This window comes from Luteibacter sp. OK325 (assembly GCF_003050935.1).
Taxonomy (GTDB): domain Bacteria; phylum Pseudomonadota; class Gammaproteobacteria; order Xanthomonadales; family Rhodanobacteraceae; genus Luteibacter.
In genome coordinates this window covers 272,726-297,343 of record NZ_QAOX01000007.1, presented here as the reverse complement: position 1 = coordinate 297,343, position 24,618 = coordinate 272,726, and the positions used below count along the sequence as shown (strand labels likewise).

The 24,618-nt window shown below is 65.2% G+C and carries 29 protein-coding genes; 9 read left to right on the top strand and 20 right to left on the bottom strand.

Annotated elements, in window-relative coordinates:
* Positions 1–233 precede the first annotated feature (233 nt).
* The 3 genes from C8J98_RS16465 to C8J98_RS16455 all read right to left on the bottom strand — a co-directional run bounded on the left by C8J98_RS16465 (position 234) and on the right by C8J98_RS16455 (position 1,326).
* Positions 234–521, bottom strand: a complete 288-nt coding sequence (locus C8J98_RS16465) for an antitoxin Xre/MbcA/ParS toxin-binding domain-containing protein (protein WP_158272741.1) — start codon at positions 519–521, stop codon at positions 234–236.
* 83 nt (positions 522–604) lie between these two features.
* Positions 605–901 carry a hypothetical protein gene (locus C8J98_RS16460; protein ID WP_146171659.1) on the bottom strand — a complete coding sequence of 99 codons (297 nt, stop codon included), beginning with the start codon at positions 899–901 and terminating at the stop codon, positions 605–607.
* A 104-nt stretch (positions 902–1,005) separates the two neighbouring features.
* Positions 1,006–1,326 (bottom strand): hypothetical protein, encoded by a 321-nt coding sequence (locus C8J98_RS16455; RefSeq protein ID WP_107914266.1) that lies wholly within the window; start codon positions 1,324–1,326, stop codon positions 1,006–1,008.
* A gap of 114 nt (positions 1,327–1,440) precedes the next feature.
* Here C8J98_RS16455 and C8J98_RS16450 point away from each other — a divergent pair, with 114 nt between their 5' ends.
* The gene (locus C8J98_RS16450; protein ID WP_107914265.1) at positions 1,441–1,806 is read left to right on the top strand and encodes a peptidase C13; all 366 of its coding nucleotides are present in this window, start codon (positions 1,441–1,443) and stop codon (positions 1,804–1,806) included.
* A gap of 1 nt (position 1,807) precedes the next feature.
* On the opposite strand, the gene C8J98_RS16445 is transcribed toward C8J98_RS16450, so the two are convergent.
* Positions 1,808–2,638 carry an aldo/keto reductase gene (locus C8J98_RS16445; RefSeq protein WP_107914264.1) on the bottom strand — a complete coding sequence of 277 codons (831 nt, stop codon included), beginning with the start codon at positions 2,636–2,638 and terminating at the stop codon, positions 1,808–1,810.
* Positions 2,639–2,704: 66 nt separating this feature from the next.
* Positions 2,705–3,964 carry a flavodoxin-dependent (E)-4-hydroxy-3-methylbut-2-enyl-diphosphate synthase gene (gene ispG / locus C8J98_RS16440; RefSeq protein WP_107914263.1) on the bottom strand — a complete coding sequence of 420 codons (1,260 nt, stop codon included), beginning with the start codon at positions 3,962–3,964 and terminating at the stop codon, positions 2,705–2,707.
* Between the two features lie 247 nt (positions 3,965–4,211).
* Between ispG and C8J98_RS16435 the strand changes: the two genes are divergently transcribed.
* On the top strand, positions 4,212–5,678 hold the full coding sequence (locus C8J98_RS16435) for a phospholipase D-like domain-containing protein (protein WP_107914262.1): 1,467 nt from the start codon (positions 4,212–4,214) through the stop codon (positions 5,676–5,678).
* A 114-nt stretch (positions 5,679–5,792) separates the two neighbouring features.
* Here the strand turns inward: C8J98_RS16435 and C8J98_RS16430 are convergent, their stop codons facing one another.
* From C8J98_RS16430 to C8J98_RS16420, 3 genes are read right to left on the bottom strand one after another with little or no spacing between them, the layout of a single operon-like run.
* Positions 5,793–6,086 carry a DUF6587 family protein gene (locus C8J98_RS16430; protein ID WP_107914261.1) on the bottom strand — a complete coding sequence of 98 codons (294 nt, stop codon included), beginning with the start codon at positions 6,084–6,086 and terminating at the stop codon, positions 5,793–5,795.
* A complete protein-coding gene (locus tag C8J98_RS16425) occupies positions 6,083–7,930 on the bottom strand; it encodes a ferrous iron transporter B (protein WP_107914260.1) in 1,848 nt (615 codons plus the stop codon). The genes C8J98_RS16430 and C8J98_RS16425 overlap by 4 nt, the downstream gene beginning before the upstream one ends.
* Entirely contained in the window at positions 7,927–8,172 is a 246-nt protein-coding gene (locus C8J98_RS16420; RefSeq protein ID WP_046966652.1) for a FeoA family protein, read from the bottom strand. Before C8J98_RS16420 ends, C8J98_RS16425 begins: the two co-directional genes overlap by 4 nt.
* 132 nt (positions 8,173–8,304) lie before the next feature.
* Here C8J98_RS16420 and C8J98_RS16415 point away from each other — a divergent pair, with 132 nt between their 5' ends.
* Positions 8,305–9,090 carry an enoyl-CoA hydratase-related protein gene (locus C8J98_RS16415; RefSeq protein WP_107914259.1) on the top strand — a complete coding sequence of 262 codons (786 nt, stop codon included), beginning with the start codon at positions 8,305–8,307 and terminating at the stop codon, positions 9,088–9,090.
* A 137-nt stretch (positions 9,091–9,227) separates the two neighbouring features.
* On the opposite strand, the gene C8J98_RS16410 is transcribed toward C8J98_RS16415, so the two are convergent.
* Positions 9,228–9,710, bottom strand: coding sequence for a glutathione peroxidase (locus C8J98_RS16410; protein WP_107914258.1), 483 nt, complete (start codon positions 9,708–9,710; stop codon positions 9,228–9,230).
* 105 nt (positions 9,711–9,815) lie between these two features.
* On the opposite strand from C8J98_RS16410, the gene C8J98_RS16405 reads away from it, so the two are divergent.
* From C8J98_RS16405 to C8J98_RS16395, 3 genes are all read left to right on the top strand, one after another.
* A complete protein-coding gene (locus C8J98_RS16405; protein WP_107914257.1) occupies positions 9,816–10,820 on the top strand; it encodes a methionine ABC transporter ATP-binding protein in 1,005 nt (334 codons plus the stop codon).
* The gene (locus C8J98_RS16400; RefSeq protein WP_107914256.1) at positions 10,817–11,491 is read left to right on the top strand and encodes a methionine ABC transporter permease; all 675 of its coding nucleotides are present in this window, start codon (positions 10,817–10,819) and stop codon (positions 11,489–11,491) included. Before C8J98_RS16405 ends, C8J98_RS16400 begins: the two co-directional genes overlap by 4 nt.
* 79 nt (positions 11,492–11,570) lie before the next feature.
* Positions 11,571–12,383: a MetQ/NlpA family ABC transporter substrate-binding protein gene (locus C8J98_RS16395; RefSeq protein WP_107914255.1), complete on the top strand. Its 813-nt coding sequence runs from the start codon at positions 11,571–11,573 to the stop codon at positions 12,381–12,383.
* Here the strand turns inward: C8J98_RS16395 and pncB are convergent.
* Both pncB and C8J98_RS16385 read right to left on the bottom strand, forming a co-directional pair.
* Entirely contained in the window at positions 12,353–13,555 is a 1,203-nt protein-coding gene (gene pncB / locus C8J98_RS16390; protein WP_107914254.1) for a nicotinate phosphoribosyltransferase, read from the bottom strand. The genes C8J98_RS16395 and pncB overlap by 31 nt on opposite strands.
* Complete coding sequence (locus tag C8J98_RS16385; RefSeq protein WP_107914253.1) at positions 13,552–13,935, bottom strand: thioredoxin family protein; 384 nt, start codon at positions 13,933–13,935, stop codon at positions 13,552–13,554. The genes pncB and C8J98_RS16385 overlap by 4 nt, the downstream gene beginning before the upstream one ends.
* A gap of 105 nt (positions 13,936–14,040) precedes the next feature.
* Here C8J98_RS16385 and C8J98_RS16380 point away from each other — a divergent pair, with 105 nt between their 5' ends.
* Positions 14,041–14,847, top strand: a complete 807-nt coding sequence (locus C8J98_RS16380) for a cytochrome c (RefSeq protein WP_107914252.1) — start codon at positions 14,041–14,043, stop codon at positions 14,845–14,847.
* A gap of 194 nt (positions 14,848–15,041) precedes the next feature.
* On the opposite strand, the gene C8J98_RS16375 is transcribed toward C8J98_RS16380, so the two are convergent.
* From C8J98_RS16375 to C8J98_RS16365, 3 genes are read right to left on the bottom strand one after another with little or no spacing between them, the layout of a single operon-like run.
* Complete coding sequence (locus tag C8J98_RS16375; RefSeq protein ID WP_107914251.1) at positions 15,042–16,070, bottom strand: aminopeptidase; 1,029 nt, start codon at positions 16,068–16,070, stop codon at positions 15,042–15,044.
* Positions 16,071–16,096: 26 nt separating this feature from the next.
* Positions 16,097–16,636: a cytochrome b gene (locus C8J98_RS16370; protein WP_107914250.1), complete on the bottom strand. Its 540-nt coding sequence runs from the start codon at positions 16,634–16,636 to the stop codon at positions 16,097–16,099.
* The gene (locus tag C8J98_RS16365; RefSeq protein WP_107914249.1) at positions 16,633–17,712 is read right to left on the bottom strand and encodes a catalase family peroxidase; all 1,080 of its coding nucleotides are present in this window, start codon (positions 17,710–17,712) and stop codon (positions 16,633–16,635) included. Before C8J98_RS16365 ends, C8J98_RS16370 begins: the two co-directional genes overlap by 4 nt.
* Before the next feature lie 133 nt (positions 17,713–17,845).
* Here C8J98_RS16365 and C8J98_RS16360 point away from each other — a divergent pair, with 133 nt between their 5' ends.
* Complete coding sequence (locus C8J98_RS16360) at positions 17,846–18,361, top strand: sigma-70 family RNA polymerase sigma factor (RefSeq protein ID WP_107914248.1); 516 nt, start codon at positions 17,846–17,848, stop codon at positions 18,359–18,361.
* Positions 18,358–19,119 (top strand): anti-sigma factor, encoded by a 762-nt coding sequence (locus C8J98_RS16355; RefSeq protein WP_107914247.1) that lies wholly within the window; start codon positions 18,358–18,360, stop codon positions 19,117–19,119. Before C8J98_RS16360 ends, C8J98_RS16355 begins: the two co-directional genes overlap by 4 nt.
* Positions 19,120–19,239: 120 nt before the next feature.
* Here C8J98_RS16355 and lolD read toward each other — a convergent pair whose 3' ends face one another.
* From lolD to sdhA, 6 genes are all read right to left on the bottom strand, one after another.
* On the bottom strand, positions 19,240–19,932 hold the full coding sequence (lolD, locus tag C8J98_RS16350) for a lipoprotein-releasing ABC transporter ATP-binding protein LolD (RefSeq protein WP_107914246.1): 693 nt from the start codon (positions 19,930–19,932) through the stop codon (positions 19,240–19,242).
* Positions 19,925–21,166: a lipoprotein-releasing ABC transporter permease subunit gene (locus C8J98_RS16345; RefSeq protein ID WP_107914245.1), complete on the bottom strand. Its 1,242-nt coding sequence runs from the start codon at positions 21,164–21,166 to the stop codon at positions 19,925–19,927. Before C8J98_RS16345 ends, lolD begins: the two co-directional genes overlap by 8 nt.
* A gap of 98 nt (positions 21,167–21,264) precedes the next feature.
* Entirely contained in the window at positions 21,265–21,615 is a 351-nt protein-coding gene (locus C8J98_RS16340; protein ID WP_107914244.1) for a hypothetical protein, read from the bottom strand.
* 31 nt (positions 21,616–21,646) lie between these two features.
* The gene (locus C8J98_RS16335; protein ID WP_107914243.1) at positions 21,647–21,895 is read right to left on the bottom strand and encodes a succinate dehydrogenase assembly factor 2; all 249 of its coding nucleotides are present in this window, start codon (positions 21,893–21,895) and stop codon (positions 21,647–21,649) included.
* A gap of 129 nt (positions 21,896–22,024) precedes the next feature.
* A complete protein-coding gene (locus tag C8J98_RS16330; protein WP_063572472.1) occupies positions 22,025–22,810 on the bottom strand; it encodes a succinate dehydrogenase iron-sulfur subunit in 786 nt (261 codons plus the stop codon).
* Positions 22,811–22,831: 21 nt separating this feature from the next.
* Complete coding sequence (gene sdhA / locus C8J98_RS16325; RefSeq protein ID WP_107914242.1) at positions 22,832–24,616, bottom strand: succinate dehydrogenase flavoprotein subunit; 1,785 nt, start codon at positions 24,614–24,616, stop codon at positions 22,832–22,834.
* Positions 24,617–24,618 lie beyond the last annotated feature (2 nt).

The window sequence follows — 24,618 nt, the reverse complement described above, 5'->3', positions numbered from 1 at the left end:
AGTCAGATAATTCTGCTTCCAGGAGCCGGCGGCCTCCCCGGGATCTCACTTGCTGCACCTCCCAGCGGGAGGCATGCCCAAGATACAAGGAGCCGCTTCAGCGGCGATGCCCCATGTGGGAGCCGCTTCAGCGGCGATGCCCCTTGTGGGAGCCGCTTCAGCGGCGACGGGTGCTCGCTGGACCCCTGCCCGCTGCCGCGGCATCGCCGATGAATCGGCTCCCACAAGGGGGGCTACATGGCGGCGACGATACCAAGCTGCTTCAACACCACCTGCTCCCATACGCCGTCCAGGTCGCCATCGGCCAGCATGTCGTAGGCGTTGCGTCCTGAAAACGCCCGCTGCGGCATGACCAGCCAGCGAGCGGCGCGGTGGCGGTCGCCCACGCAGGAAACGACCAGCTGGGCCAGGGGTGGGTGACGGCTCTCCAGGGCGTCCAGGGCCTGCTCGATCACCGCCTCGCGGGCGTCATGCAGCCGCGTCAGCTCCGAGGCCAGCTCGGCATACGTAGGTGCTTTCATCGACATCACGCGGCTCCCCGAAGGCAATGGAGGAACGCTAGCGTCGCCGGCCGCGCCACGCTTGTACGCCTATGAGGCGACTTCTAGGGATCGCCGGTTTCGATCTGCAGCGAGGTCTTGCCGTCACGGCGAACAAGTCCGGGGCCGAACTGGACGACTTTCGCGTCCTTCAGCACAACGGTGTAGTCCTGATGGGAGAACGAGAAGCGGCCGGGACGGCGGTCAATCCAGCTCATCACTTCGAAACCGATCATGTTCCGGTCCGAATCGGGCGGGCCGAGGCGGTCGACGACCTGATCTCGCGGGGTGCCGACCTCCAGTCGGGCAATCTTCGAGGACATTCCCGCGCAACCGGCCAGGCCGGCCGTCAGCAGGGCCACGGCGATCGCTCGTTTCATCCTCACTCCCCGGAAGGTACGGCACCCGCCGGATGGTAGCGCACTGGCGCAAAACCGTGCGACCCATCCCCCGCGATGGGGTGCATTCAGTGCACCGTCGAGGGCGTAGCCGGCATCGCCGACGGTGACGCCGACTGGCCGACGGGCTTACCGTGCGAGTCCAGCACGTGTCCTTGCGCATCCACATCGTGCGTATTGGCATTCTGCACGCGCTGGGTGACGCCCGGGTTACCTGGCTGGACCGGCGCCAGGCCACGTTCAGTAGCGCCTGCATCGGAAGCCGGTCGCACCGGAACCGCAGCCGGATTCGCCTGCTGCGGACTCGGCCGGGAGGCCGGCGCGGTCTGGCCGATCGCGGCCGACGACAGGAGCAGCAGGGCCAACAGGCAGGGCGGGCTAATACGCATGGCAGGTTCCTGATGCATCGCGGGGACGATGCTTCCGCCGACCACGCTAGCCCCGCGGATGTGAAGCCTTCGCGTCCCTGTTAGGCTCTTCCGATCCCATTCCGGAGACACCCGATGCTGCTTGCCCTCGCTTTTGCCCTTGCCACCGACAGCGGCTTCGACGCGCGCGTCCAGGCCGCCAAGGCGCTGGAAAAGAATCCGGAAGGCAAGGCCTGGCAGGCGGCGTTGTGGGACAAGATCGGCAATCCGGCTACCGACGCCCTGAAGGATTGCATCGCCAGCAACCAGCCGGCGGACAAGACGCCGTTCACCATCGTTGCCACGATCGACGCGAAGGGCCGCTCCAGCGACGTGGTGGTCCAGCCGGAAACGCCGGTGGCGAAATGCTTCACCGGCCAGTTTGCCGTCTGGACCCTCCCGCCGCCGCCGAAGAAGCCGGCGCCCTATCCCTTCGAGATCGACGTCTCGATGGGGCAGTAAGTCAGTTCAGTTCGTCCGGATGCGGGCCCATGCGGTTACCCGCGTCCAGCCCGTCGATCGTCTTCATCTCATCCGCAGACAGTTCGAAATCGAAGACCGCGATGTTGGCCTTGATGCGTTCGGGCGTGACGGACTTCGGAATGACCATATGCCCGAGCTGCACGTGCCAGCGAATGATCACCTGGGCTGGTGCCTTGCCGTGCTTCTTGCCGATGGCGACGAGCGCGTCGTTCTTCAGCAGGTCGCCACCCTGCCCCAGCGGGCTCCACGCCTCGGTGATGATCTTCAGCTTGGTATTGGCAGCGACCACATCGCGCTGCGCGAAGTCGGGATGCAGTTCGATCTGATTGACCACCGGCACGACGCCGGTTTCCTTCACCAGGCGTTCGAGATGCGCCGGCTGGAAATTGGACACGCCGATCGAGCGGATACGGCCCTCGTCACGCAGGCGGATAAAGGCCTTCCAGGTGTCGACAAAGAGGTCGCGCTTCGGCGTCGGCCAGTGAATCAGGTACATGTCGACATAGTCGGTACCCAGCTTCTTCAGGCTGGCATCGAACGCCTTGAGCGTGCTGTCGAAGCCCTGCTCGGCATTCCATAGTTTGGTCGTCAGGAAGATGTCGCCACGGGCGACACCGGAGCGCTCGATACCCTGGTGCACGCCGGCTTCGTTCTTGTAGATCGCCGCGGTATCCAGCGAGCGATAGCCCGCCGCCAGCGCGCTGGCCACGGCATCGGCAGTTTCGCCGTCGGGAATCTGGAAGACGCCGAAGCCCAGCTGCGGGGCCTTGTTACCATCGTTGAGGTCGAGGACCGGAACGGATGAAGTCATGCCTTGTCTCCTGCGGGGAACCGCCGGTAATGATGCCGGACGGCCCCGCATTCAAGGCGTGATGGCTCAGTCGCCCCGCGCCGCGTAGTGCGTTTCGACGTAGTTGTCGAGGATGCCGACGAACTCATCGGCGATGTTGTCGCCGCGCAGGGTCATCGCCTTTTCACCGTCGATGAACACCGGTGCCGACGGCGCTTCGCCATTGCCCGGCAAGGAAATGCCGATGTTGGCGTGCTTGGATTCACCCGGACCGTTGACGATGCAACCCATCACCGCGAGGGTGAGATTCTCCACGCCGTCGTACTTCACGCGCCACACCGGCATCTGCTCGCGCACATGCTCCTGCACGGTCTTGGCCAGCTCCTGGAAGAACTCGCTGGTGGTGCGACCGCAACCGGGGCACGCCGTTACCAGCGGGGTAAACGCGCGCAGGCCCATGGTCTGCAGCAACTCCTGCGCGACGATGACTTCGGCCGTGCGCGACTGACCCGGCTCCGGCGTCAGCGAAATGCGGATGGTGTCGCCGATGCCTTCCTGGAGCAGCACGCCGAGCGCCGCGCTCGAGGCGGTGATGCCCTTCGACCCCATGCCCGCTTCGGTCAGGCCCAGATGCAGTGCGTAGTCGGCGCGACGGGCGAGATCGCGATAGACCGCGATCAGCTCCTGCACGCCGGAGACCTTGCACGAGAGAATGATGCGGTTGCGTGCGAGGCCGAGGTCTTCCGCACGCGCGGCTGAATCCAGCGCGGAACGGATCAATGCCTCGCGGGCCACGTGACCAGCATCCCAGGGGTCGGAACGGCGGGCATTCTCGTCCATCAGGGCGGCGACCATGGACTGGTCGAGCGAGCCCCAGTTAGCGCCGATGCGCACGGGCTTGTCGTAGCGGATCGCCATCTCGATGATCGAGGCGAACTGAGCGTCTTTCTTCTTGCCGAAGCCGACGTTACCCGGATTGATGCGGTACTTGGCCAGGGCCTCGGCGCAAGCCGGTTCGCCTTCCAGCAGCTGGTGGCCGTTGTAGTGGAAATCGCCGATCAGCGGCACCGAGACGCCCATCATCTCCAGGCGCTCACGGATGCGCGGCACGGCGGCCGCGGCCGCCGGCGTGTTCACCGTGATGCGGACCATCTCCGAACCCGCGCGGGCCAGTTCGGCCACCTGCTTGGCGGTGGAGACGGGATCTTCGGTGTCCGTATTGGTCATGGACTGGACCACGATCGGCGCGCTGCCGCCCACCTGCACACGGTCGACGATCACACCCGTGCTGGGGCGGCGGGCAGCGGCTTCCGCGGGGCGGGGGCGGCTATGGAGGTCTTCGGTCATAGCCACGCATTTTAGCGCATTCGTGTGACCGCCGATCCCCCGGCGATTGTGGGAGCCGGCTACGCCGGCGATCCCGCGGCAGCGGGCCAGGTAAAGGCAAGCACCCATTCGCCGCTGAAGCGGCTCCCACACACAGCTTCGCCGATGAATCGGCTTCTACAACAGTACCTATCCCCATCCCCATCTCCATCTCCATCTCCATCTCCATCCCCATCCGCCGTTCACGCTATGCCGATACACTCCTCGCATGAACGTACGCCACCGCAGCACCGGGTTTTCCAATCGCCTGTTCGCCGAGCAGGCCCTGAGCCGAAGCGCCGGGGCGCCACTGATCGGTGGCAATGCCGTGGAGCTGCTGATCGACGCGCGGGCCCATTTCGACGCATGGCTTGCCGCCATCACGGCGGCAAAACGCCACGTATTCATCGAGAACTACATCATCCGCGACGACAGCATCGGGCAAGCGTTCCGTGCCGCGCTGGTCGAACGGGCTCGCGCTGGAATCTTCGTAGCCGTCATCGGCGACTGGGTCGGCTGCCTCGGCCAGTCCCGCGCGTCGTTCTGGAACGAACTGCGCACCGCAGGCGGTCACGTGCGCATCTACAACCCGCCCAGGCTCGGCAGCTCGTTCGGCTGGGTCAGTCGCGACCACCGCAAGGTGCTCACCGTGGACGGCGAAGTGGGTTTCCTTTCCGGCGTTTGCCTGAGCGAGAAGTGGCTCGGCAATCCCGGCCGCGACGTACCACCCTGGCGAGATACGGGCGTCATGATCCACGGCCCGGCCGTTGCGGAGATCGAACACGCCTTCGCCGACAGCTGGCAACAGGCCGGCGAGCCGTTGCCTGATGACGAACGTCTCCGGGCCACCGTCGACAGCAAAGACGCCGGCGAAGTCGCGCTACGCCTCATCGCCACCCAGCCGAGCACGGCCGGCATGTATCGCCTCGACCAGATGGTCGCCGCGATGGCACGCAAGACTCTCTGGCTCACCGATGCCTATTTCGTCGGTGTCGCGCCGTACGTGCAGGCGCTCGCCGCCGCCGCGCGCGATGGCGTGGACGTGCGCCTCCTTGTCCCGGGCACCAGTGACATCCCCATGGTCGCCGGTATGTCCCGTTCGGGTTATCGCCCCCTGTTGAAAGCCGGCATCCGCGTCTTCGAATGGAACGGCTCGATGCTGCATGCGAAAACCGCCGTAGCCGACGGCCGCTGGGCACGCGTGGGCTCGTCCAACCTCAATATCGCCAGCTGGCTTAGCAATCGCGAGATCGACGTGGCGATTGAAGACAACGGATTCGCCGGGAAGCTCGCAGCGCAGTACGAAGCGGACCTCGAGAACGCCACGGAAATCCTGCTACGCGGGCGCCGGTATCGCTCCGGCAACGAGCGCATGCGCAGCCGCTCGCCGCGCCCACCACGGCCACGTCACACCGGCGGCAGTTCCAGCCGCGCGGCGGCGGGTGCGTTACGCCTGGCCAATACAGTCGGTGCTGCCCTGACCGAGCACCGCGTGCTGGGCGACACCGAAACCGGGCCGTTGATCGCAGGTGCCCTCACCGCGATCGCGCTGACCGTGGTGGCCATCTTCTGGCCGGCGGTCATCGCCTGGCCGCTCGCGCTCATCGGCGCATGGTTCGCGGTGAACCTCTCGGTCAGCTGGTGGAAACTACGCCTCAAGCGCAAGCGCTCACCGGTCGACGCCGAAAAAAGCTGAGACTCGCGCTCGTTGTGGGAGCCGATTCATCGGCGATCCCTGCAGAGCGCGTGGTTGCCACGATGTCGCGACCTACTTTCGCCGATGAATCGGCTCCCACACAAAGCTCGCTCATCAGCCCCGCGGCTTGAAATGCAACGGCTGCGCTTCGGTCTTCACGGACGGCGCCGGGCCGCAGCTGCCGCAGGAACCGCAACCATCACCGCAGCTTCCCGTCGCTGCGGCAGGCTGCATGCGGCGACCGAGCGAACGCAAGGCAGCCGAGCGACCGTCGTGATTGAGGGTGGCCGAGATCCGTGCCATCACCCGGGTGGAGGTCTTCGGCAGGAGTTTGCGGAATGCCACGTACGCGGCAACCGCCACGACCAGCGCGATGATCACGCCCTGGACGATGTCGAACGTGCTCATGAGAGCGCCCTCGCAATCTGATAGGTGGCGAACGAGGCGAGGTAAGCCAGGCCGAACAGATAGCCAGCCGCCACCGCGACGTTACGCCAGGAATTGGTTTCGCGGCGGATCACCGCCAGCGTGGACATGCACTGCGGCGCGAATACATACCAGGCGAGCAGCGACAACGCGGTGGCCAGCGACCACTGGTGCGAGATCAGCGGACCGAGCTGCGAGGCAACGGCATCGTCGCTGCCCGACATGGCGTAAACCGTACCGAGTGCGGCGACCGCCACTTCGCGAGCGGCAAGACCCGGCACCAGGGCCACGCAGATCTGCCAGTTGAAACCGATAGGCGCGAAGATGTATTCCAGCATGCGGCCAAGGCGACCGGCGATGCTGTAATCGATCGCAGGCTGCGTCGCACCTTCCGGTGCACCGGGGAACGTGGACAGGAACCACAGCAACACGGTGAGCGCGAGGATGATGCCACCGACGCGCTTGAGGAAGATCAACGCGCGCTCCCACAGGCCCAGTGCGATGTCACGCACATTGGGCAGGCGGTATGAGGGCAGCTCCATGATCAGCGCGTGCTCGCTCTTGTCCTTGCGCAGGCGCTTCATCACGAAGGCCACGCCGAGCGCGCTGAAGATGCCAGCGAAATAGAGCGCGAACAGCACCACGCCCTGCAGGTTGAACACCCCCCACACCGCACGATCCGGAATGAAAGCGGCAATCAACAGCGTGTAGACGGGAAGACGCGCCGAGCACGTCATCAGCGGTGCGACGAGGATCGTGGTCAGGCGGTCGCGTGGATCCTGGATGCTGCGCGTGGCCATGATGCCGGGGATCGCGCAGGCAAAGCTCGACAGCAGCGGAATGAACGCCCTGCCCGTCAGGCCGACGCGGAACATCATCTTGTCGAGCAGGAAGGCGGCACGCGGCAGGTAGCCGGACTCCTCGAGCACGAGGATGAAGAGGAACAGGATCAGGATCTGCGGCAGGAACACGAGCACGGCGCCGAGGCCGGCGAAGACGCCGTCGTTGAGCAGGCTGTGCAGCGCGCTGTCGCCGGGCAGGAACCCCGTCACCCAGGCACCGAGTCCGGTGATGCCGGCCTGGATGCCGTCCATGACCGGCTGTGCCCACGAGAACACGGCCTGGAAGATGAAGAACATCAGCGTCGCCAGGATCAACAGGCCGAACACCGGATGCAATGCCCACCGATCGATGGCGTCGTCGATGGCCGCGGTATCGCGCGGCAACGTCACTGTCTCGGCTAGGATCGAACGCACCTCGGCATGTAGCTGCTCGATGCCGGCGTTGTCGACAGCGGTGGGAACAATCTCGGGGATGGCGGCGTCGATGCGTTCGATCAACGCCTGCGCGCCGCCACGTTTGATCGCGATGGTCTCGACCACGGGTACGCCAAGCCGGCGCGAAAGCCCTTCGACATCGATGACCATGCCACGACGACGCGCGGCATCCATCATGTTGAGCGCGAGCACGACGGGTCGACCCAGGCGACGCACTTCGAGCACGAAACGCAGGTGAAGACGGAGGTTGGTCGCGTCTGCCACGCAAACGATCAGGTCGGGCGCGGCTTCGCCCGGATAACGACCATGGCAGACGTCGCGGGTGATTGCCTCGTCGGGGCTGGTCGCATCGAAACTGTAGGCGCCCGGCAGGTCGAGCACGTGCAGGGTGCGTCCGGACGGCGCGATGAAGCGACCTTCCTTGCGCTCGACGGTGACGCCGGCGTAGTTGGCGACCTTCTGGCGGCCGCCGGTGAGCTGGTTGAACAGGGCCGTCTTGCCGCAGTTCGGGTTGCCGACCAGGGCAATGCGCATCGACGCGGCGCTCATGCGACGCCGTCCACGGACACATCCACCCGGGCCGCTTCAGTCTTGCGCAGCGCAAACCGCGTCGAACCGATCTGGATCAGCAGGGGATCGCCACCGAGCGGGCCACGGGCCACCAGGCGGACCGGCTCACCCGAAACAAAGCCGAGATCGCGCAGGCGTTGGGCGATCGGATCGGCAGGATGGGCATCGGTAACGGTCTGGACCACGGCATGTGCACCTTTCGGCGCGTCTGAGAGGCGCAACGGGGCATACTCAAATAAGAACTGTTCGCATTATATGCCTTTCGCTATTGCCCTGCACATGAGCAAGAAATCGCTGACAGTCACCCGGGAGCAACCCGTATCATCGCCGCCTACGCAAACCGGAGAGACCCCATGTCCGCCGTCCAACTGATCCGCGAGGGATCCCTCGCCCGCCTGGTCATGAATCGCCCCGAAGTCCACAACGCCTTCGACGACGTCCTCATTGCCGACCTGACGGCCGCGCTGGACGGGATCGAAGGCGACGACGGGATTCGCGCCGTGGTGCTCACCGGCGCCGGAGCCAGCTTCTCGGCGGGCGCCGATCTGAACTGGATGCGCGGTATGGCCGCGGCCAGCGAGGAGGACAACCGGGCCGACTCCCTGCGCCTGGCCACGCTGATGCGCCGCCTGCAGTTCCTCTCGAAGCCGACGGTGGCGCGGGTCAATGGCGCGGCGTTCGGCGGTGGCGTGGGCCTGGTCGCCTGCTGCGACATCGCCATCGCGGCCGAGGGGGCGAAGTTTGCTCTTTCCGAGGTCAAGCTCGGCCTCGTGCCGGCCGTGATCTCGCCTTACGTCATCGCCGCCATTGGCCTGCGTCAGGCACGTCGCCTGTTCATCACCGGTGAGATTTTCGGCAGCAGCGCCGCGCTGGCCATGGGGCTGGTTCACGAGACGGTCCCCGCCGAGGAACTCGACGCCGCGATCGACCGCGTCGTCGGTCTGCTCGGTAAGGGTGGCCCGATCGCCCAGAACGAGGCCAAACACCTCGCCCTGAACATGGGCGGCATGGACGTGGAGGACATGCAGGCGGTGGACGCAGGCAACGCCGCGCTGATCGCAAGCCTGCGTATATCGGCCGAGGGTCAGGAGGGTCTCACCGCCTTCCTCGACAAGACCCAGCCGTCATGGCTGGGCTGACCCGTTTCATGTAGGAGCCGATTCATCGGCGAAAGGCCAACGGAGTGGTGGCGCTGCGGCGCCCAATCGCCGCTGAAGCGGCTCCCACAAGAAGCGGCTCCCACAAGAAGCGGTTCCCACAAGAAGCGGTTCCGACGTCAGCCGAGGACCTTGGGCAGGTCCTTGCCGATCTTCTCCGGCGTATCGGTTGGCGCGTAACGCTCGACCACCTGCCCGTCGCGGTCGATGAGGAACTTGGTGAAGTTCCACTTGATGCCTTCGGTGCCGAGCAGGCCCTTCTTCTCCGCCTTCATCCAGCGATACAGCGGATGCGCGTTCTCACCGTTGACCTCGATCTTCGAGAACATGGGGAAGCTCACGTCGTAGGTGAGCGAACAGAAGTCGCGGATCTCGTTCTCGTCACCTGGCTCCTGGTGACCGAACTGGTCGCAGGGAAAACCCAGCACTTCGAACCCCTGCCCCGCGTACTGTTTCTGCAATTCTTCCAGGCCCTTGTACTGCGGGGTGAACCCGCACTTGGACGCCACATTCACGACCAGCAGGGCCTTGCCGCGGTATTCGGCGAGCGAGCGTTCGTTGCCTTCGATGTCGCGGGCGGAAAAATCGTAGATGGCGGTCATGCGCGTCTCCTTACGTGGGTGGACTGCCGGGAGTCTACGCCCGCGGCGCCGGCGGTGGCGCGGCTTGGGCTACCATGAGTGCTTTCGTCCCCTGTCGGAACCCCCGTGATCCGTTTTGCCGCCGCTTCCAAGTCCTATCGGGTCGACGGAGCCCTCGTTCCCGCCCTCGAGCCCGTCGATCTGGTGATCGAGCGCGGCGAAGTGTTCGGCATCATCGGCCACTCGGGCGCCGGCAAGTCGACCATGCTTCGTCTGATCAACCTCCTCGAGCGGCCCACGGCCGGCCGCATCTTCATCGAGGACCGCGATGTCACCGATGCCACGGGCAGCGAACTACGCAAGCTGCGCGCCGGCATCGGCATGATCTTCCAGCACTTCAACCTGCTCTCCTCGCGCAGCGTCGCCGACAACGTGGCCTTTCCGCTACGCATCCAGGGCAACGTATCGGAAGGCGAGATCACCGCGCGGGTCGATGAATTGCTCGAGCTTGTCGGCCTGACCGCGCACGCGCGGAAGTATCCGGCCCAGCTTTCCGGTGGCCAGAAGCAACGTGTCGGCATCGCGCGCGCCTTGGCCAGCCGGCCGTCCATCCTGCTGTGTGACGAAGCCACCAGCGCGCTCGACCCGCAGACCACGGCGTCGGTATTGGAGCTGCTCGCGGACATCAACCGCCGTCTCGGCCTCACCATCGTCCTCATCACGCACGAGATGGACGTGATCCGCCGCGTATGCGATCGCGTCGCGGTGCTCGAGGCAGGCCACGTGGTCGAAATGGGCGCAGTGGCCGACGTCTTCCTGCATCCGCAGCATCCCACGACGCGTCGCTTCGTCGCCGAAGCCGATCACCGCGAGGGCCACGGGCCCGAGTTCTCCGGCGTCACCGGCCGCCTGTTCCGCCTCTCGTTCCGCGGCGAAGCCACCTACTCGCCGGTGCTGTCGAACGTGGTCCGCGATACGGGCGTCGAATACAACCTGCTTTCCGGTCGCGTCGACCGCATCAAGGACACCCCATACGGACAGCTCACCCTGGCCATGAACGGCGAACGTGTCGACGACGCACTCGCGCAGATCCGCGACGCCGGCGTGGATATCGAAGAGGTGACCCGATGAGCCCGATGCAGACCCTGTTCCCCAACATCGACTGGGCCGAGATCGGCCAGGCCTGTATCGACACCTTGCTGATGCTCGGCGGCTCGTTGCTGTTCACCGTGGTACTCGGCCTGCCGCTGGGGATCTGGCTGTTCCTCACCGCGCGCGGGCAGCTTCACGCCAGGCCCAGGCTCTACAGCGCACTTTCGCTGGTCGTGAACGTACTCCGCTCCGTACCGTTCATCATCCTGATGATCCTGCTCATTCCGGTGACCAAGGCGATCACCGGCGTGAGCATCGGTATCCGGGGCGCCATCGTGCCGTTGGTGATCGGCGCGGCGCCGTTCCTTGCCCGCCTGGTCGAAACCGCACTGCGCGAGGTGGATCGCGGGGTAATCGAGGCGAGCCAGGCCATGGGCGCGACCACGAGCCAGATCGTCACGCGCGTGCTCCTGCCCGAAGCCCGGCCCGGCCTGATCGCTGGCGCGACGGTGACTGCCGTGGCCCTGGTCGGTTACACGGCCATGGGCGGCATCGTCGGTGCCGGTGGGCTTGGTGCCCTCGCCTACCAGTATGGTTACAACGGATACAAACCCGACTACATGCTGGTCACGGTGGCCCTGCTGGTGGTCCTGGTGCAGATCCTTCAATCCCTCGGCGACCGCTTGGTAACCCGCTATAGCCGTCGCTGAACGGCGGCGCGGCCGGCTTTGCATCTGGCGGTATGGACGTCTATGCTGGCGCACCGCAACATAAGCCACGGACGTCTCCATGAAGAAGTACCTGCTCCCCCTCGCCGCCGCCCTCGCCGTGCTTGTCGCGGGCTGTTCGAACGGTGACGGCGGCGGCAAGGACGGCTCGGCCGAGGCCACGCTCACGGTCGCCGCCACGCCCGTGCCGCACGCCGAGATCCTCAAGGAGATCAAGCCGCTGCTCGCCAGGCAGGGCGTGAACCTCGAGATCAAGGTGTTCACCGACTACGTGCAGCCGAACATGCAGGTGGCGCAGAAGCAGCTGGACGTCAACTTCTTCCAGACCGAACCCTACCTCGATGCCTTCAACAAGGAACGCGGGACCAACCTGGTCAAGGTCGTCGGCGTGCACATCGAGCCCTTCGGTGCGTACTCGAAGAAGTTCAAATCCATCGACCAGCTGCCCGACGGCGCCAATGTCGTGATCCCTAACGACCCGAGCAACAACAGCCGCGCGCTGCTGCTGCTGGCCAGGCACGGCCTGATCACGCTGAAGAACCCGAACGACCGCCTGGCCACACTGAAAGACGTCGCGACCAATCCGAAGAACCTCAAGTTCCGTGAGCTCGAGGCGGCCATGCTGCCGCGTGTACTCGACGAAGTGGACCTCGCCCTGATCAACACCAACTACGCTCTGGCCGCCGGCCTGAATCCGGTGAAAGATGCGCTGCTGATCGAGGACAAGGATTCCCCGTACGTGAACTTCCTCGTCTCGCGCCCGGATAACAAGGACGACCCGCGCGTGCAGAAGCTTGCCGCCGCCCTCACCTCGCCCGAGGTGAAGGCGTTCATCGAGAAGAACTACGGCGGTGCGGTGTTGCCGGCATTCTGAGCCGGCAAGCCAAACACCTTGCGCAGGTACGACACGTACTCCGCGTCGTCGCTCATGTTCTTCCCCGGCGAATCGGACAGCTTCGCCACCGGCTGCCCGTTGCAGCGGGTCATCTTGATCACGATGTTGAGCGGATCCGGCCCGACATCGTTGGTCAGGTTGGTACCGACGCCGAAGGACAGCTGGCAGCGACCTTCGAAGTGTGAGTACAGATCCATCACCCGCGGAACGTCGAGGCCGTCGCTGAAGACGAGGATCTTCGTGCGTGGGTCCACGCGATTGCTGACGTAGTGCGAGAGCACGCGGTCACCCCATACGAAGGGATCACCGGAATCGTGGCGCGCTCCGTCGAACAGCTTGCAGAAGTACATGTCGAAGTCGCGCAGGAAGGCATCCAGGCCATAGACGTCCGATAGCGCGATACCCAGGTCGCCGCGGTATTCGCGGGCCCAGGATTCGAGCGCCGCGGTCTGCGAGTCGCGCAGGCGGGGACCGAGCGACTGGAATGCCTGCAGGTACTCGTGCGCCATGCTGCCGATCGGCACCAACCCCTGGCGCATCGCAAACCAGACGTTGCTGGTGCCAGCCAGGTGCGTGCCCCATTCGGCCTTCATGATCTGCAACGCCTCTTCATGCCAGGCACGCGAGAAACGCCGCCGCGTGCCGTAATCGGCAATACGAACGCGCTCGAAGCCCTTGGTGTCGCGCAACAAGGCGATCTTCGCGCGCAGACGTGCCCTGCCCTCGGCGAGATCGGCCTCAGGATGGTTCGCGGCGAAATACAGCTCGTTGACGATCGCCAGCAACGGCACTTCGAACATGATCGTGTGCAGCCACGGCCCGGTGATGACGATATCGATCTCGCCTTCATGTTCGGTCGATGGCGAGATCGACACGTAGCGCGCGTTGAGGTGAAACAGGCCGAGGAAATCGACGAAGTCGCTGTCGATGAAACGCAGCGTACGCAGGTACGCGAGTTCTTCGTCACCGAAGCGCAGGGAGCACAGATGGTCGAGCTCTTCGCGGATGCGCGCGATCAAAGGAACGAGGTCCACCCCCGGCGTGCGGCATCGGAAACGGTACTCCACCTGCGCCGCGGGATACTGATGCAGCACCACCTGCATCATGGTGAACTTGTAGAGGTCGGTATCGAGCAGCGACTGGATGATCATGCGGTGGCACCTGTCAATGCGATCTGCTTGTTCACTGCGTCGATGAACGGCTGCGTGCCCGGCCACGCGGTGATGCGGCCCAGCTTCTTGCCACGGTGGAACAGGAAGAAGGCGGGAATCCCGTGCAGGCCGAAGCGCGTAGCCATGGTCGGATCGTCGTACACGTTGTCGTGCAGCCAACGTACCTGGGGCCAGACGAAGCGTTCGCTGGTCAGCAGGATCTGCCGCTTGGCGATATCGCAGTTCGGGCAATCGCGGCCCCACAGGAAGAGGACGGCGATACGGTTGTCGTCCGCGGCGAGGTCGGCGTCGAGATCCGTATTGACGATGCGCGTCATCGGAAAGCGCTCGAAGAATTCGGGGACAGCGGTGTCGGCCATGGGTGAATCCGTGATCGGGTCGAAACCCCGACATGGGGCTGCGCAGGCGATAATCCGAGGGTACCGCGACACCGTGTCGCCCCGCCAAGCCAGAAGGACCCCGCCGTGCGCCTGCTGACCGGATTGCTACTCACCCTTTGCGCCACGCTGTGCCATGCCGCCACGCTCACCATCGATACGGGACACGGGCCACGCACGCTTACCACGGAGCAGTTGCTCGCCCGTCCCGACGTACGCGAGATCTCCATACCCGGCGACGTGTCGTACCACCGCACGATGCCGTACCGCGCGGTGCCGATGAAGGCCCTCCTCGATGGCGTGGCACCGGGCTCACACCTGCAGTTCACGGCGCTGGATGGGTTCACCGCGGAAATTCCAGGTAGCCTGGTTCTCGATGCGCATGGCGCCGAAGCGTGGCTGGCGGTCGAGCCGCCGGGCAAGCCCTGGCCGGCACTCGGCGACGGCAAACCCAGCGCCGGTCCGTTCTACCTGGTCTGGCTGCATCCGGAAGCGGGCCACGTCGGCACCGAGCAATGGCCTTATCAGGTCGCCTCGGTGCGCGTGCTTGGCGACCCGGCCAGCCGATTCCCGGCCATGCGACCCGCGCCGGGGTTAGCCGCGAACGACCCGATCACGAAGGGCTTTGCCGTCTTCCAGCGCAACTGCATTACCTGCCATACGCTCAACGGCCAGGGCGATGCGAAGCTCGGCCCGGATCTCAACATCCCGCACAGTCCCACCGAGTACCTGCGCGACGACATGCTGCGCACCCTCGTGCGCAACCCACAGGACATGCGTCACTGGCCGCAGGCGAAGATGCCCGGCTTCGACCGCCAGACACTCTCCGACGCCGACCTCGACGACCTCGTCGCCTACTTCAAGCACATGGCAGGTCGAAAGGCCACACCTTAACCCATGTGGGAGCCGCTTCAGCGGCAATGTTTCAGCTTCCTGTGGGAGCCGCTTCAGCGGCGATGGGTGCTCGCGGCGGACTGGCCCGCTGCCGCGGGATCGCCGATGAATCGGCTCCCACAATCGCCGATGAATCGGCTCCCACAGAAAGCCTCCCACAGAAAGCCTCCTACCGAAGGCCTCCTACAGAAAACCTAGTGTTTCAGGGCCTGGAGCTGCCCGGTGCGCTCGTCGGGCGGCAGCTTTGCTAACGCGGACACCTTCGCGAAGAACACCGGCCACGCCCGGCCGGACTGCTCGAAGAGCGTCGCGAACGACGCGGTCCACGTGTCGTACAGGCCGAAGGGCAGCAACGAGGCATTGTTCAACGGCCGCGCCATCCAGCGGTCGTAGCGATGATCGCCTCCGGCTTCACCGGCGCGCCACGCCAGATAGCGCCCGCGAAAATCCTCGAACTCCTCAGCCTTGGCTACGCGCTTCACATCGTCAGTCCACGGCTGCGCATAGATCGCCTTGAGCCGGTCGCGCAGCGCGAGTACCTGGCTGGTGAACGCGTGGTCCAATGCGTCGCCCTTCTCGTCCGGCGGTGGTAACTGGCGGGCCTGTCGCCACTCGCGCACGCCTTCCTGCTCGACGAAACTCGCATACGATTCATTGAATGACGAGTCGTCTTTCACGTAGATCTTCTGGTGTGCCAGTTCGTGAAAGATCGTTCCGACGAGTTCATCGTCATCCCAACGCATCATGCTGCTGAGGATGGGATCGGCGAACCAGCCCAGCGTCGAGTACGCGGGCACCTCGCCGAGCGCCACGTCATGGCCAAGCGAGCGTTCGCGCACGGCCTCGCGATCGGCAAGGTCCTTGCGGAAGAATCCGCGATACGCCACGCAGCCCGCGATCGGGAAGCAGTGCGTCACTGCCGAGACCGAAAGCTCGGGCGTGGCGAAGACATTCCAGGCCACCCACGGCCGATCCAGCTGGACGTACAGGGTGTAGCTGCGGTTATCCGGCAAGTCGAGTTGTTTCGAAGCGAAGCGCCGTGCTTCCTGTGCCAGCACCAAGCGCTGGCGCGTTTTCTCCGGCGTCTTCGGATCGACCACCACCTTGTCGATGGAGCGGCGTTGCGCGAGCAACGCCGCCTGGCCATGAGTCACGTGCGCGTAGTAGCCGAGTGAACGGCAGCCGGCGAGAACAGTGATCAGGGCGAGCAAGGCATAACGCATACCTGCATTGTGCCTTGCTCGCGACCTCAATCGTTCGAGCCGCCCGTCATCGACGGCAACACACCGTCGCGACGGATCAAACCGTGCATCAGCGCCGCGCCCATATGTGCGAGGAAGGTGAGGAAGAACAGCCAGGCGAGATAACGATGCGCTTCGCGAAGCCAGGCATACAACGCCGGACCGGCCGGCAGGATCGGTGGCAGCTGGAAGCCGGACCAGAGCGTCACCGGGTAGTTACCCGCCGAAAGCATGCCCCAGCCGATCAAAGGCATCAGGATCATCAGGCCGTAGAGCATCCAGTGCGATCCATGCGCGGCGAGCTTCTGCCATTCCGGCATGTCGGCCGGGAGGGGCGGTGCCGGATGGGTGAGGCGAAAACCGAGCCGGATCAGCGCGAGGACGAAGATCGTGATGCCCAGCGGCCGATGGATCGACAGCAGCCATTCGTGCTTCGCTTCGACGCTGGTGACCATCCCCGCGCCCACGAAGAGCATGGTGAGGATCATGATCGACATCAGCCAGTGCAGGACACGGGCGAAGGGGTGGAACGTGTCGACGCGGCTCATCGCTGATCCTCCTTCGGATGGGCAGTGCCGGGGAGATGACCTTCCTCACCGGTACGGCGCAGGTACGAAACCGCATAAGCCGCCGAGCGCGCGACGACGATCGGATCGCCCGATATCTCGATGCCGCGCGGCAGGATCGTCGGGTCGTAGTTGACGTCACGGCAAGGGCCGTTCGCCTGCGGCTGCGCGCTGTCGATCACGACGACGCCCGCGTCGACCGTCTGCCGGTCGTCCGGCCACGCCTTCGTCGCATCGTCGACAGGGTCGCCGGGTGCGGCAAGCACCATCTGCAGGTGCCAGCGAACCGGTCCCTGCGCCAGGCGCCGGGTCAGGTCGGCATCGAGGTAGTCGGTGTCGCCGGCCGCAGGCCCGCCGTCGCCGGTCGCCGGCGTCTCCGGGACGACTTTCCAGCGGACGGCATGGCGTTCGCCGTTCGCGTCGCGGAGGTAGAAGGCGTTGATGCTCTGGTAGGTCTCGTCGACGTAACTGGCGGCCGGCTTGGCCGTCTTGATCCAGCCGAGGAAAGCGCCCGCTTCCGGATGGCTCATGAAGAACGCCTTGGCCTTCTCCGGATCCGGTTTGCCGGTAGCCGGGTCCGGGCCTGTCGCGACGGTAAGGTCGTAGAACGCCTGTGGCGTGGAAACCGGGAACACCGGCATGGCGTTCATGCCCGTGCGCCACTGCTCGCCGTCGGCGAGATCGAAGCGAAGGGCGAAGCTGCGGATGGGCACACTGCTGTCGGCCGCATAGGGATTGCCGCCGGGCAGCGCCAGACGCCCGACCACCGGGGTACGGCCAGCGGCGAACAACGGGGACGACGAGTACCTGGCCAGCGCGCCGCTGGCTTCGAAGTAGCCACCCACGCAGATGCCCTTGGCATGGTTGCGGCGAAAGCCGGGATGCTCGCCACCGCTGGCCTGCAGCGCGTTGACGAGACGTTTGGGCGTGAGGCGGGACGGAGTGAGCCAGCCCCCCACATACGCAAACGCCGCGGCAACGGCTACAACGACAAGGCCTATCAGTGCCCAGCGTCCGGCCACATTGGCCGGCGGGGGTCGCTTCTTGGGTTCTTGCATGGTCCTGCTCCTTCCTCGCGGGATCGCGTTTCCAGTGTGGGACGTACGTCCACGACTTTTATTCCATTCAGGGGGAATAATCTCCCCCGAATGGCGTCTGACTGTCATGGAACACCCAGGTACGAGGCCCGGCATGTCCGACCCGAGAATCGACGAAGCCCTTCGCCCGATGCTGCCGCGCTTGCGGCGCTTCGCGCTTTGGCTGGCTCGCGACCCCTTTGTGGCGGACGACCTGGTTCAGTCGACGGTGGAGCGCGCCCTCTCGAAATGGGCGTCACGCAGAGAAGACGAGAGTCTGCGCGCCTGGCTCTTTGCGATCTTGTACCGCCTGTTCCTGGACGGAAAACGGCGTGCCAGCCGCTACGCCCTGCTGCTTGGCAGCCTGCACGAGGACGAGCCTACCTGGCCGTCCGCTGAGCGCGTTGCCATTGCCAACTCCACCCTTGCCGCCTTCGCGGCACTTCCGGTGGAACAGCGCAGCCTGCTGATCTGGATCACGGTGGAGGGCATGAGCTACCAGGAGGTGGCCGATATCCTCGAGATTCCCATCGGCACGGTCATGTCCCGCCTCTCGCGCGCCCGCCGGGCACTGCGCCTGCTCGGTGAGGGCGGCCGTTCTGAAACCCCTCCCCTGCGACTGCTGAAATGAACACCACGCCCCCCAGCGAACACGACATCCATGCCTACGTGGACGGCCACCTGGACGGCCCGCGCCGCGGTGAAGTGGAGCGCTACCTCAGCCGCCACGCCGAGCAGGCCGACGAGGTCCAGGGGTGGCGTCACGATGCCCAGCAACTGCGTACGCTGCTGGCGGGCGATCTCGGCGCGGCACCGGCCGTCGAAGCCGCCCTGGACCCGACGGTCATGCGCCTGCGTCGCCACCAGCGTCGCGCAAGCCGGGTCGCCATGGCGGCCGGCCTGTTGCTGTGCCTGGCGCTGGGCGGGATCGGCGGCTGGGCGGCACGTGGCATGGGAACAGGCAGCACGGCGCCGATGGCCGATGCCATGCAGGCTTATCAGCTGCTCGCCGTCGACCACGGCGTGGGCATGGACATCACCACGGGCAACGAAGGCGACCTGCGGGCATGGCTGGCCGGACGCGTCGGTGCCACCGTCCACCTGCCCGACCTCGCCGACGCCGGTTTCCGGCCGATGGGCGGCCGGCTCTTCGCCACCGACCAGGGCCCGGCCGCGATGGTGCTGTACGACGACGGCAACGGCCACACGGTGAGTTTCTACGTACGGCCGCCGGGCGCGGCGCGGCACCTGCTACCCCGCGGCGAGCGCGAAGACAACGGCCTGCTGGCCGATTACTGGTCGGACGGTTGGCATAACTATGCCGTTGTGGCACTGGCCGATGCGGCCGGCCGGGCGGCGGCGCAGCGCGTCGTCGTCAAGGCGATCTGAGGGGGCCTGAAAGAGCATCGCCGCTGAAGCGGCTCCCACAATCGCCGATGAATCGGCTCCCACAAATCCGTTCGGCTCCCACAAATCCGTGTGGGAGCCGATTCATCGGCGATGTTTTGATTACCGCTCGTGCAACTCGCCCGAGTGCAACTCCAGCGTCCGGTCCATCCGGCCCGCCAGACGCGTGTCATGCGTCACCAGAACGAAGCTCGTGCCGATCTCCCGGTTAAGTTCGATCATCAGCTCGTAGACGTGAGCCGCATTCGCTTCATCGAGATTGCCCGTCGGCTCGTCGCCAAGGACGCAGGCCGGACGCGTCACCAGTGCACGCGCCACGGCGCAGCGCTGGCGCTCACCGCCGGACATCTCCGCCGGCCGATGACGCAGGCGCGCACCCAGGCCCACGCGCTCGAGCAGGGCCGTGGCCTCCTTCTGCGCCTGGGCAATGGACACACCGCGGATCAGCAGCGGCATGCACACGTTCTCCAGCGAGGTGAACTCAGGCAGCAGATGGTGGAACTGGTAGATGAAACCCAGCGAGCGATTGCGCTCGCGGCCGCGCTCGGCATCCGACAGTTCGGACAACACGCGGCCATTCACCTCGACCTTGCCGGCACTGAGCGTGTCCAGGCCACCAATGATATGCAGCAGCGTGGACTTTCCCGAGCCGGACGCGCCGACGATGGCCATGGTCTCGCCGCGGCGCAAGGCGAAGTTCACGTTGGAAAGCACGCCCGTACGCAGGTCGCCTTCTTCGTAAACCTTGGCGACACCGGTGGCGCGAAGAACGATATCGTCGTTGGGCTTATTCATAACGGAGCGCCTGGGCGGGCTGCGTGCGCGAGGCGCGCCACGCCGGATACAACGTGGCCAGCAGGGAGAACATGAAGGTCACCACCACCACCCAGCCCACGTCGGACCACAGCAGCTGGCTCGGCAGTTCGCTGATGTAATACACGTCCGGCGACAGGAACGTCTGCCCGGTGACGTGCTCGATCCACTTCACGATGCCCGGCAGGTTGAACGAGAGCAACGCGCCGAGCAGCACGCCGAAACCGATGCCGACGATACCGACCAGGATGCCCTGGACCATGAACATGCCCATGATGCTGCGCGGCGTCGAACCCAGCGTGCGCAGGATCGCGATATCCGCCTGTTTGTCGGTCACCAGCATCATCAGCATGGAAATCAGGTTGATCACCGCGACGAGGATGATCAGCGACAGGATCACGAACATCACCGTCTTCTCCATGTCGATCGCACGGAAGAAGTTGGCGTGGGTGTCCATCCAGGTCTCGACGCGGTAGGCCTGGCCGAGCTTGTTGACCAGCTCCTGTGCCACCGGCCAGGCCTGGCGCATATCGTCCAGCTTGAGGCGGATACCGGTGGGCCCGGAGAGGCCATTGAGTCGTTCGGCATCCGGCATGGAAACGAGCGCGAGGTTCGCGTCGTATTCCTGCATGCCCAGCTCGAAGATGCCACTGACGGTAAAGCTGCGCAGCTTCGGCACCGCACCCATGGGCGTAGCCGTGAACTGCGGCACGACGACGGTGAGCTTGTCGCCCACGTTCACGCCCAGGGTGAGAGCCAGCTCGCGACCGAGGATGATCTTCCAGCTGCGGTCGGTCAGGTCGGACATCTTGCCTTCGACCATGTGCTTGTCGAGGTCGGAGACATTCGGCTCCATCGACGGCACCACACCGCGGATCAGCGCGCCGCTGGGCCGCTTGGCCTGCAGGAAGGCCTGGGTTTCGACATACGGCGCGGCACCGAGCACGTGCTTGGTGCCCTCGGCGGTTTTCACCGCGGTCTGCCAGTTCTGCACGGTATCGTCGATACCGGACACGGTCACGTGCGATACGGCACCGAGGATGCGCGTACGCAACTCGCTGTCGAAGCCGTTCATCACCGACATCACCGTGATGAGCGCGGTGACGCTGATCGCGATGCAGACGATCGAGACCGTGGAAATGAAGGATATGAACTGGTTGCGACGCTTGGCGCGCGTGTAGCGCAGTCCGATAAAGAGTTCGAGGGGTCTGAACATACCTGTCGATCGCAGCCTGTAAGAAGGGAGCCCGCCACGAAAGGCATGCACCGCGCGGCAGAGTGCCCGATGCCGCCGGTTCCGGCAAGCTGGCGACCTCAGCGCGCCGCGGAAAGACGGGCCCGGAGGACGCGCAGATGGTCCGCATCGGTGTTGTCGGGCAGCAGGGCCACGTGGCCTGCCCCGCCCTTCCACCGAAAATGCAGGAAGACCGAGGTTCCGACCACGCGCGAGGCCACGAGTTCGGCCGGAAAGCTGCGTCCGCTGCGATCCCGTACGGTCCACAGGCCGTCGAAGGCCCAGTCCAGCACCCGCACGGCCGGCCTGCGACCATGCGCCGCACGTGCGATCCCGACAGCCGCGATGAGACCGGCAAGCGCCAGGCGGGCGATCCAGGGCAGCGAGGTGAACAGGGGTGCGATCGTCGCGAGCGCGACAATCAGGAGCACGAATCGGCTCAGTAGAGGCGAAGGCCTGACGTCAAAGCTGATGCCGTGCGCGAATCTCATCGATGATCGCCTGCCAGTCGTCGCGGGAGGCGCGGGCATGGCCCATCACCCAATCCCAGAGATCGGGATCCTGCACGTCCAGAAGCTCGTCGAATGCCATCCGTTTGGCTTCATCCGCGTCGGCGTAGCGCTCGTCCAGCCAGCCACCAAACAGGCGATCGAGCTCGCGCGTACCCCGGCGGGTACGCCAGCGCAGGCGTTTGAGGCGGGCTTCTTCCATCGGGGGCACCAGACTGGTGAAACACGTGGTGGGGCCGAAACACTGTGGGAGCCGCTTCAGCGGCGATGGGGGCTTGCGGCGAGCACCCATTCGCCGATAAATCGGCTCCCACAAAGAGCAGCTCGGCTTTTAGGCCGAGCGACGCTGCACGATCAGCTTCTTGATCTCCGCGATCGCCTTGGCCGGGTTGAGACCCTTCGGGCAGGTGCGCGCGCAGTTCATGATCGTGTGGCACCGATAGAGCTTGAACGGATCTTCGAGATCGTCCAGGCGCGCACCGGTGTCTTCGTCACGGCTGTCGACGATCCAGCGGTAGGCCTGCAGGAGGATCGCCGGACCAAGGTAGCGGTCCCCGTTCCACCAGTAGCTCGGGCACGACGTGGAGCAGCAGGCGCAGAGGATGCACTCGTAGAGACCGTCGAGCTTCTTGCGGTCTTCCGGCGACTGCAGGCGCTCTTTGTCCGCCGGAGCCGGGCTCTGCGTACGGATCCACGGCTTGATCGACGCGAACTGGGCGTAGAAGTGCGTGAGATCGGGCACCAGGTCTTTCACCACCGGCATGTGCGGCAGCGGGTAGATGTTGACCGTACCGCCACTGCACTCATCGATGGCCCGGGTGCAGGCCAGCGTGTTGGTGCCGTCGATGTTCATCGCGCACGAACCGCAGATGCCTTCACGGCACGAGCGGCGCAGCGAGAGCGTCGAGTCGATCTCGTTCTTGATCTTCAGCAGGGCGTCGAGAACCATCGGGCCGCACGTGTCGAGATCCACCTCGTACGTGTCGGTGCGCGGGTTCTGGCCGTCGTCCGGCGTCCAGCGATAGACCTTGAAGGTGCGCACGTTCTTCGCGCCCTTCGCCGGGAAATGCTTGCCGGCCTGGATCTTGGAATTCTTGGGTAGCGTGAACTCTGCCACGATTGCCTCTCCGGTCCGGTATCAGTAAACGCGCTTTTTCGGCGGCACGACTTCAACGTCGTCCGTCAGGGTGTACATATGCACCGGGCGGAAGTCGAAGCTGGAGTTACCGGCCTCGTCGATCCACACCAGCGTGTGCTTTTGCCAGTCGTGGTCGTCACGGTCCGGGAAGTCCTCGCGGGCATGCGCGCCGCGGCTTTCCGGGCGCTGTTCCGCCGAATGCATCGTGGCCACGGCCTGCGCGAGCAGGTTGGACAGTTCCAGCGTTTCGATCAGGTCGGAGTTCCAGACCATCGAACGATCGCTGACCTTGACCTGGCCGAACGACGAGTACACCTCGGAGATCTTGGCCTTGCCTTCCTTCAGCGTGTCGCCGGTGCGGAACACCGCGGCGTCGGACTGCATGGTCATCTGCATTTCAGCGCGGATGTCGGCAGTCGGCTTGGCGCCGTCGGCATGACGCAGGTGGTCGAAGCGCGCGAGGATCTTGTCCAGCGCGTTAGCCGGGAGATCCTTGTGCGGCGTGCCCGTGGTGATCAGCTCGGCACAACGATGCGACACGGCGCGACCGAAGACGACCAGATCGAGCAGCGAGTTCGAGCCCAGGCGGTTGGCGCCGTGGACCGACACGCAGGCCGCCTCGCCGATGGCAAACAGGCCCGGCACGATCGAATCCGGATCGTCGTCGCGCTTGGTCACGACTTCGCCGTGATAGTTGGTCGGGATGCCGCCCATGTTGTAGTGGACGGTCGGCAGGACCGGGATCGGCTCCTTGGTCACGTCCACGCCGGCGAAGATGCGTGCCGACTCGGCGATACCCGGGAGACGCTCGTTGATGACCTCGGGACCGAGGTGCATCAGGTTGAGGTGGATGTGGTCCTTCTTCGGGCCCACACCGCGACCTTCACGGATCTCGATGGTCATCGCACGGCTCACGACGTCGCGCGAGGCGAGGTCCTTCGCGTTCGGCGCGTAGCGCTCCATGAAGCGCTCACCCTCGGAGTTGGTCAGGTAACCGCCTTCGCCACGCACGCCCTCGGTGATCAGGCAGCCAGCGCCGTAGATACCGGTCGGATGGAACTGCACGAATTCCATATCCTGTAGCGGCAGGCCGGAACGCAGCACCATGCCGCCGCCGTCGCCCGTGCAGGTATGCGCCGAGGTGGCGCTGAAGTAGGCACGGCCGTAGCCGCCCGTCGCCATGACCACGGCGTGGCCGCGGAACAGGTGGAGGGTGCCTTCGTTCATGTCGAGGGCGAGCACGCCCACGCACTTGCCATCCTCGAACACGAGGTCGATGGCGAAGTACTCGATGAAGAACGTGGCGTCGTGCGCGAGCGCCTGCTGGTAAAGCGTATGCAGGATGGCGTGGCCGGTACGGTCGGCCGCGGCGCAGGTGCGCTGCGCGGTGCCCTGGCCGTAATGCGTGGTCATGCCACCGAACGGGCGCTGGTAGATCTTGCCTTCCTCGGTACGCGAGAACGGCACGCCGTAGTGTTCCAGCTCGATAATGGCCGGGATGGCCTCACGGCACATGTACTCGATCGCGTCCTGGTCGCCGAGCCAGTCGGAGCCCTTGATCGTGTCGTAGAAGTGGTAGCGCCAGTCGTCCTCGCCCATGTTGCCGAGCGCGGCGGAGATACCGCCCTGCGCCGCCACGGTGTGCGAACGGGTCGGGAAGACCTTGGTGATGCAGGCAGCCTTGAGGCCCTTCTCGGCCAGGCCGAACGTGGCTCGCAGGCCCGCGCCACCGGCGCCGACCACGATCACGTCGTACTTGTGTTGTTGAACCTTATAGGATTCCATCG

What these genes read in the sequence shown, in the direction of transcription:
- C8J98_RS16465 (WP_158272741.1), bottom strand. Translation starts at nt 521, where the DNA reads ATGAAAGCACCTACGTATGCCGAGCTGGCCTCGGAGCTGACGCGGCTG.
- C8J98_RS16455 (WP_107914266.1), bottom strand. Translation starts at nt 1,326, where the DNA reads ATGCGTATTAGCCCGCCCTGCCTGTTGGCCCTGCTGCTCCTGTCGTCG.
- C8J98_RS16450 (WP_107914265.1), top strand. Translation starts at nt 1,441, where the DNA reads ATGCTGCTTGCCCTCGCTTTTGCCCTTGCCACCGACAGCGGCTTCGAC.
- C8J98_RS16445 (WP_107914264.1), bottom strand. Translation starts at nt 2,638, where the DNA reads ATGACTTCATCCGTTCCGGTCCTCGACCTCAACGATGGTAACAAGGCC.
- ispG (WP_107914263.1), bottom strand. Translation starts at nt 3,964, where the DNA reads ATGACCGAAGACCTCCATAGCCGCCCCCGCCCCGCGGAAGCCGCTGCC.
- C8J98_RS16435 (WP_107914262.1), top strand. Translation starts at nt 4,212, where the DNA reads ATGAACGTACGCCACCGCAGCACCGGGTTTTCCAATCGCCTGTTCGCC.
- C8J98_RS16430 (WP_107914261.1), bottom strand. Translation starts at nt 6,086, where the DNA reads ATGAGCACGTTCGACATCGTCCAGGGCGTGATCATCGCGCTGGTCGTG.
- C8J98_RS16425 (WP_107914260.1), bottom strand. Translation starts at nt 7,930, where the DNA reads ATGAGCGCCGCGTCGATGCGCATTGCCCTGGTCGGCAACCCGAACTGC.
- C8J98_RS16415 (WP_107914259.1), top strand. Translation starts at nt 8,305, where the DNA reads ATGTCCGCCGTCCAACTGATCCGCGAGGGATCCCTCGCCCGCCTGGTC.
- C8J98_RS16410 (WP_107914258.1), bottom strand. Translation starts at nt 9,710, where the DNA reads ATGACCGCCATCTACGATTTTTCCGCCCGCGACATCGAAGGCAACGAA.
- C8J98_RS16400 (WP_107914256.1), top strand. Translation starts at nt 10,817, where the DNA reads ATGAGCCCGATGCAGACCCTGTTCCCCAACATCGACTGGGCCGAGATC.
- C8J98_RS16395 (WP_107914255.1), top strand. Translation starts at nt 11,571, where the DNA reads ATGAAGAAGTACCTGCTCCCCCTCGCCGCCGCCCTCGCCGTGCTTGTC.
- pncB (WP_107914254.1), bottom strand. Translation starts at nt 13,555, where the DNA reads ATGATCATCCAGTCGCTGCTCGATACCGACCTCTACAAGTTCACCATG.
- C8J98_RS16385 (WP_107914253.1), bottom strand. Translation starts at nt 13,935, where the DNA reads ATGGCCGACACCGCTGTCCCCGAATTCTTCGAGCGCTTTCCGATGACG.
- C8J98_RS16375 (WP_107914251.1), bottom strand. Translation starts at nt 16,070, where the DNA reads ATGCGTTATGCCTTGCTCGCCCTGATCACTGTTCTCGCCGGCTGCCGT.
- C8J98_RS16370 (WP_107914250.1), bottom strand. Translation starts at nt 16,636, where the DNA reads ATGAGCCGCGTCGACACGTTCCACCCCTTCGCCCGTGTCCTGCACTGG.
- C8J98_RS16365 (WP_107914249.1), bottom strand. Translation starts at nt 17,712, where the DNA reads ATGCAAGAACCCAAGAAGCGACCCCCGCCGGCCAATGTGGCCGGACGC.
- C8J98_RS16360 (WP_107914248.1), top strand. Translation starts at nt 17,846, where the DNA reads ATGTCCGACCCGAGAATCGACGAAGCCCTTCGCCCGATGCTGCCGCGC.
- C8J98_RS16355 (WP_107914247.1), top strand. Translation starts at nt 18,358, where the DNA reads ATGAACACCACGCCCCCCAGCGAACACGACATCCATGCCTACGTGGAC.
- lolD (WP_107914246.1), bottom strand. Translation starts at nt 19,932, where the DNA reads ATGAATAAGCCCAACGACGATATCGTTCTTCGCGCCACCGGTGTCGCC.
- C8J98_RS16345 (WP_107914245.1), bottom strand. Translation starts at nt 21,166, where the DNA reads ATGTTCAGACCCCTCGAACTCTTTATCGGACTGCGCTACACGCGCGCC.
- C8J98_RS16335 (WP_107914243.1), bottom strand. Translation starts at nt 21,895, where the DNA reads ATGGAAGAAGCCCGCCTCAAACGCCTGCGCTGGCGTACCCGCCGGGGT.
- sdhA (WP_107914242.1), bottom strand. Translation starts at nt 24,616, where the DNA reads ATGGAATCCTATAAGGTTCAACAACACAAGTACGACGTGATCGTGGTC.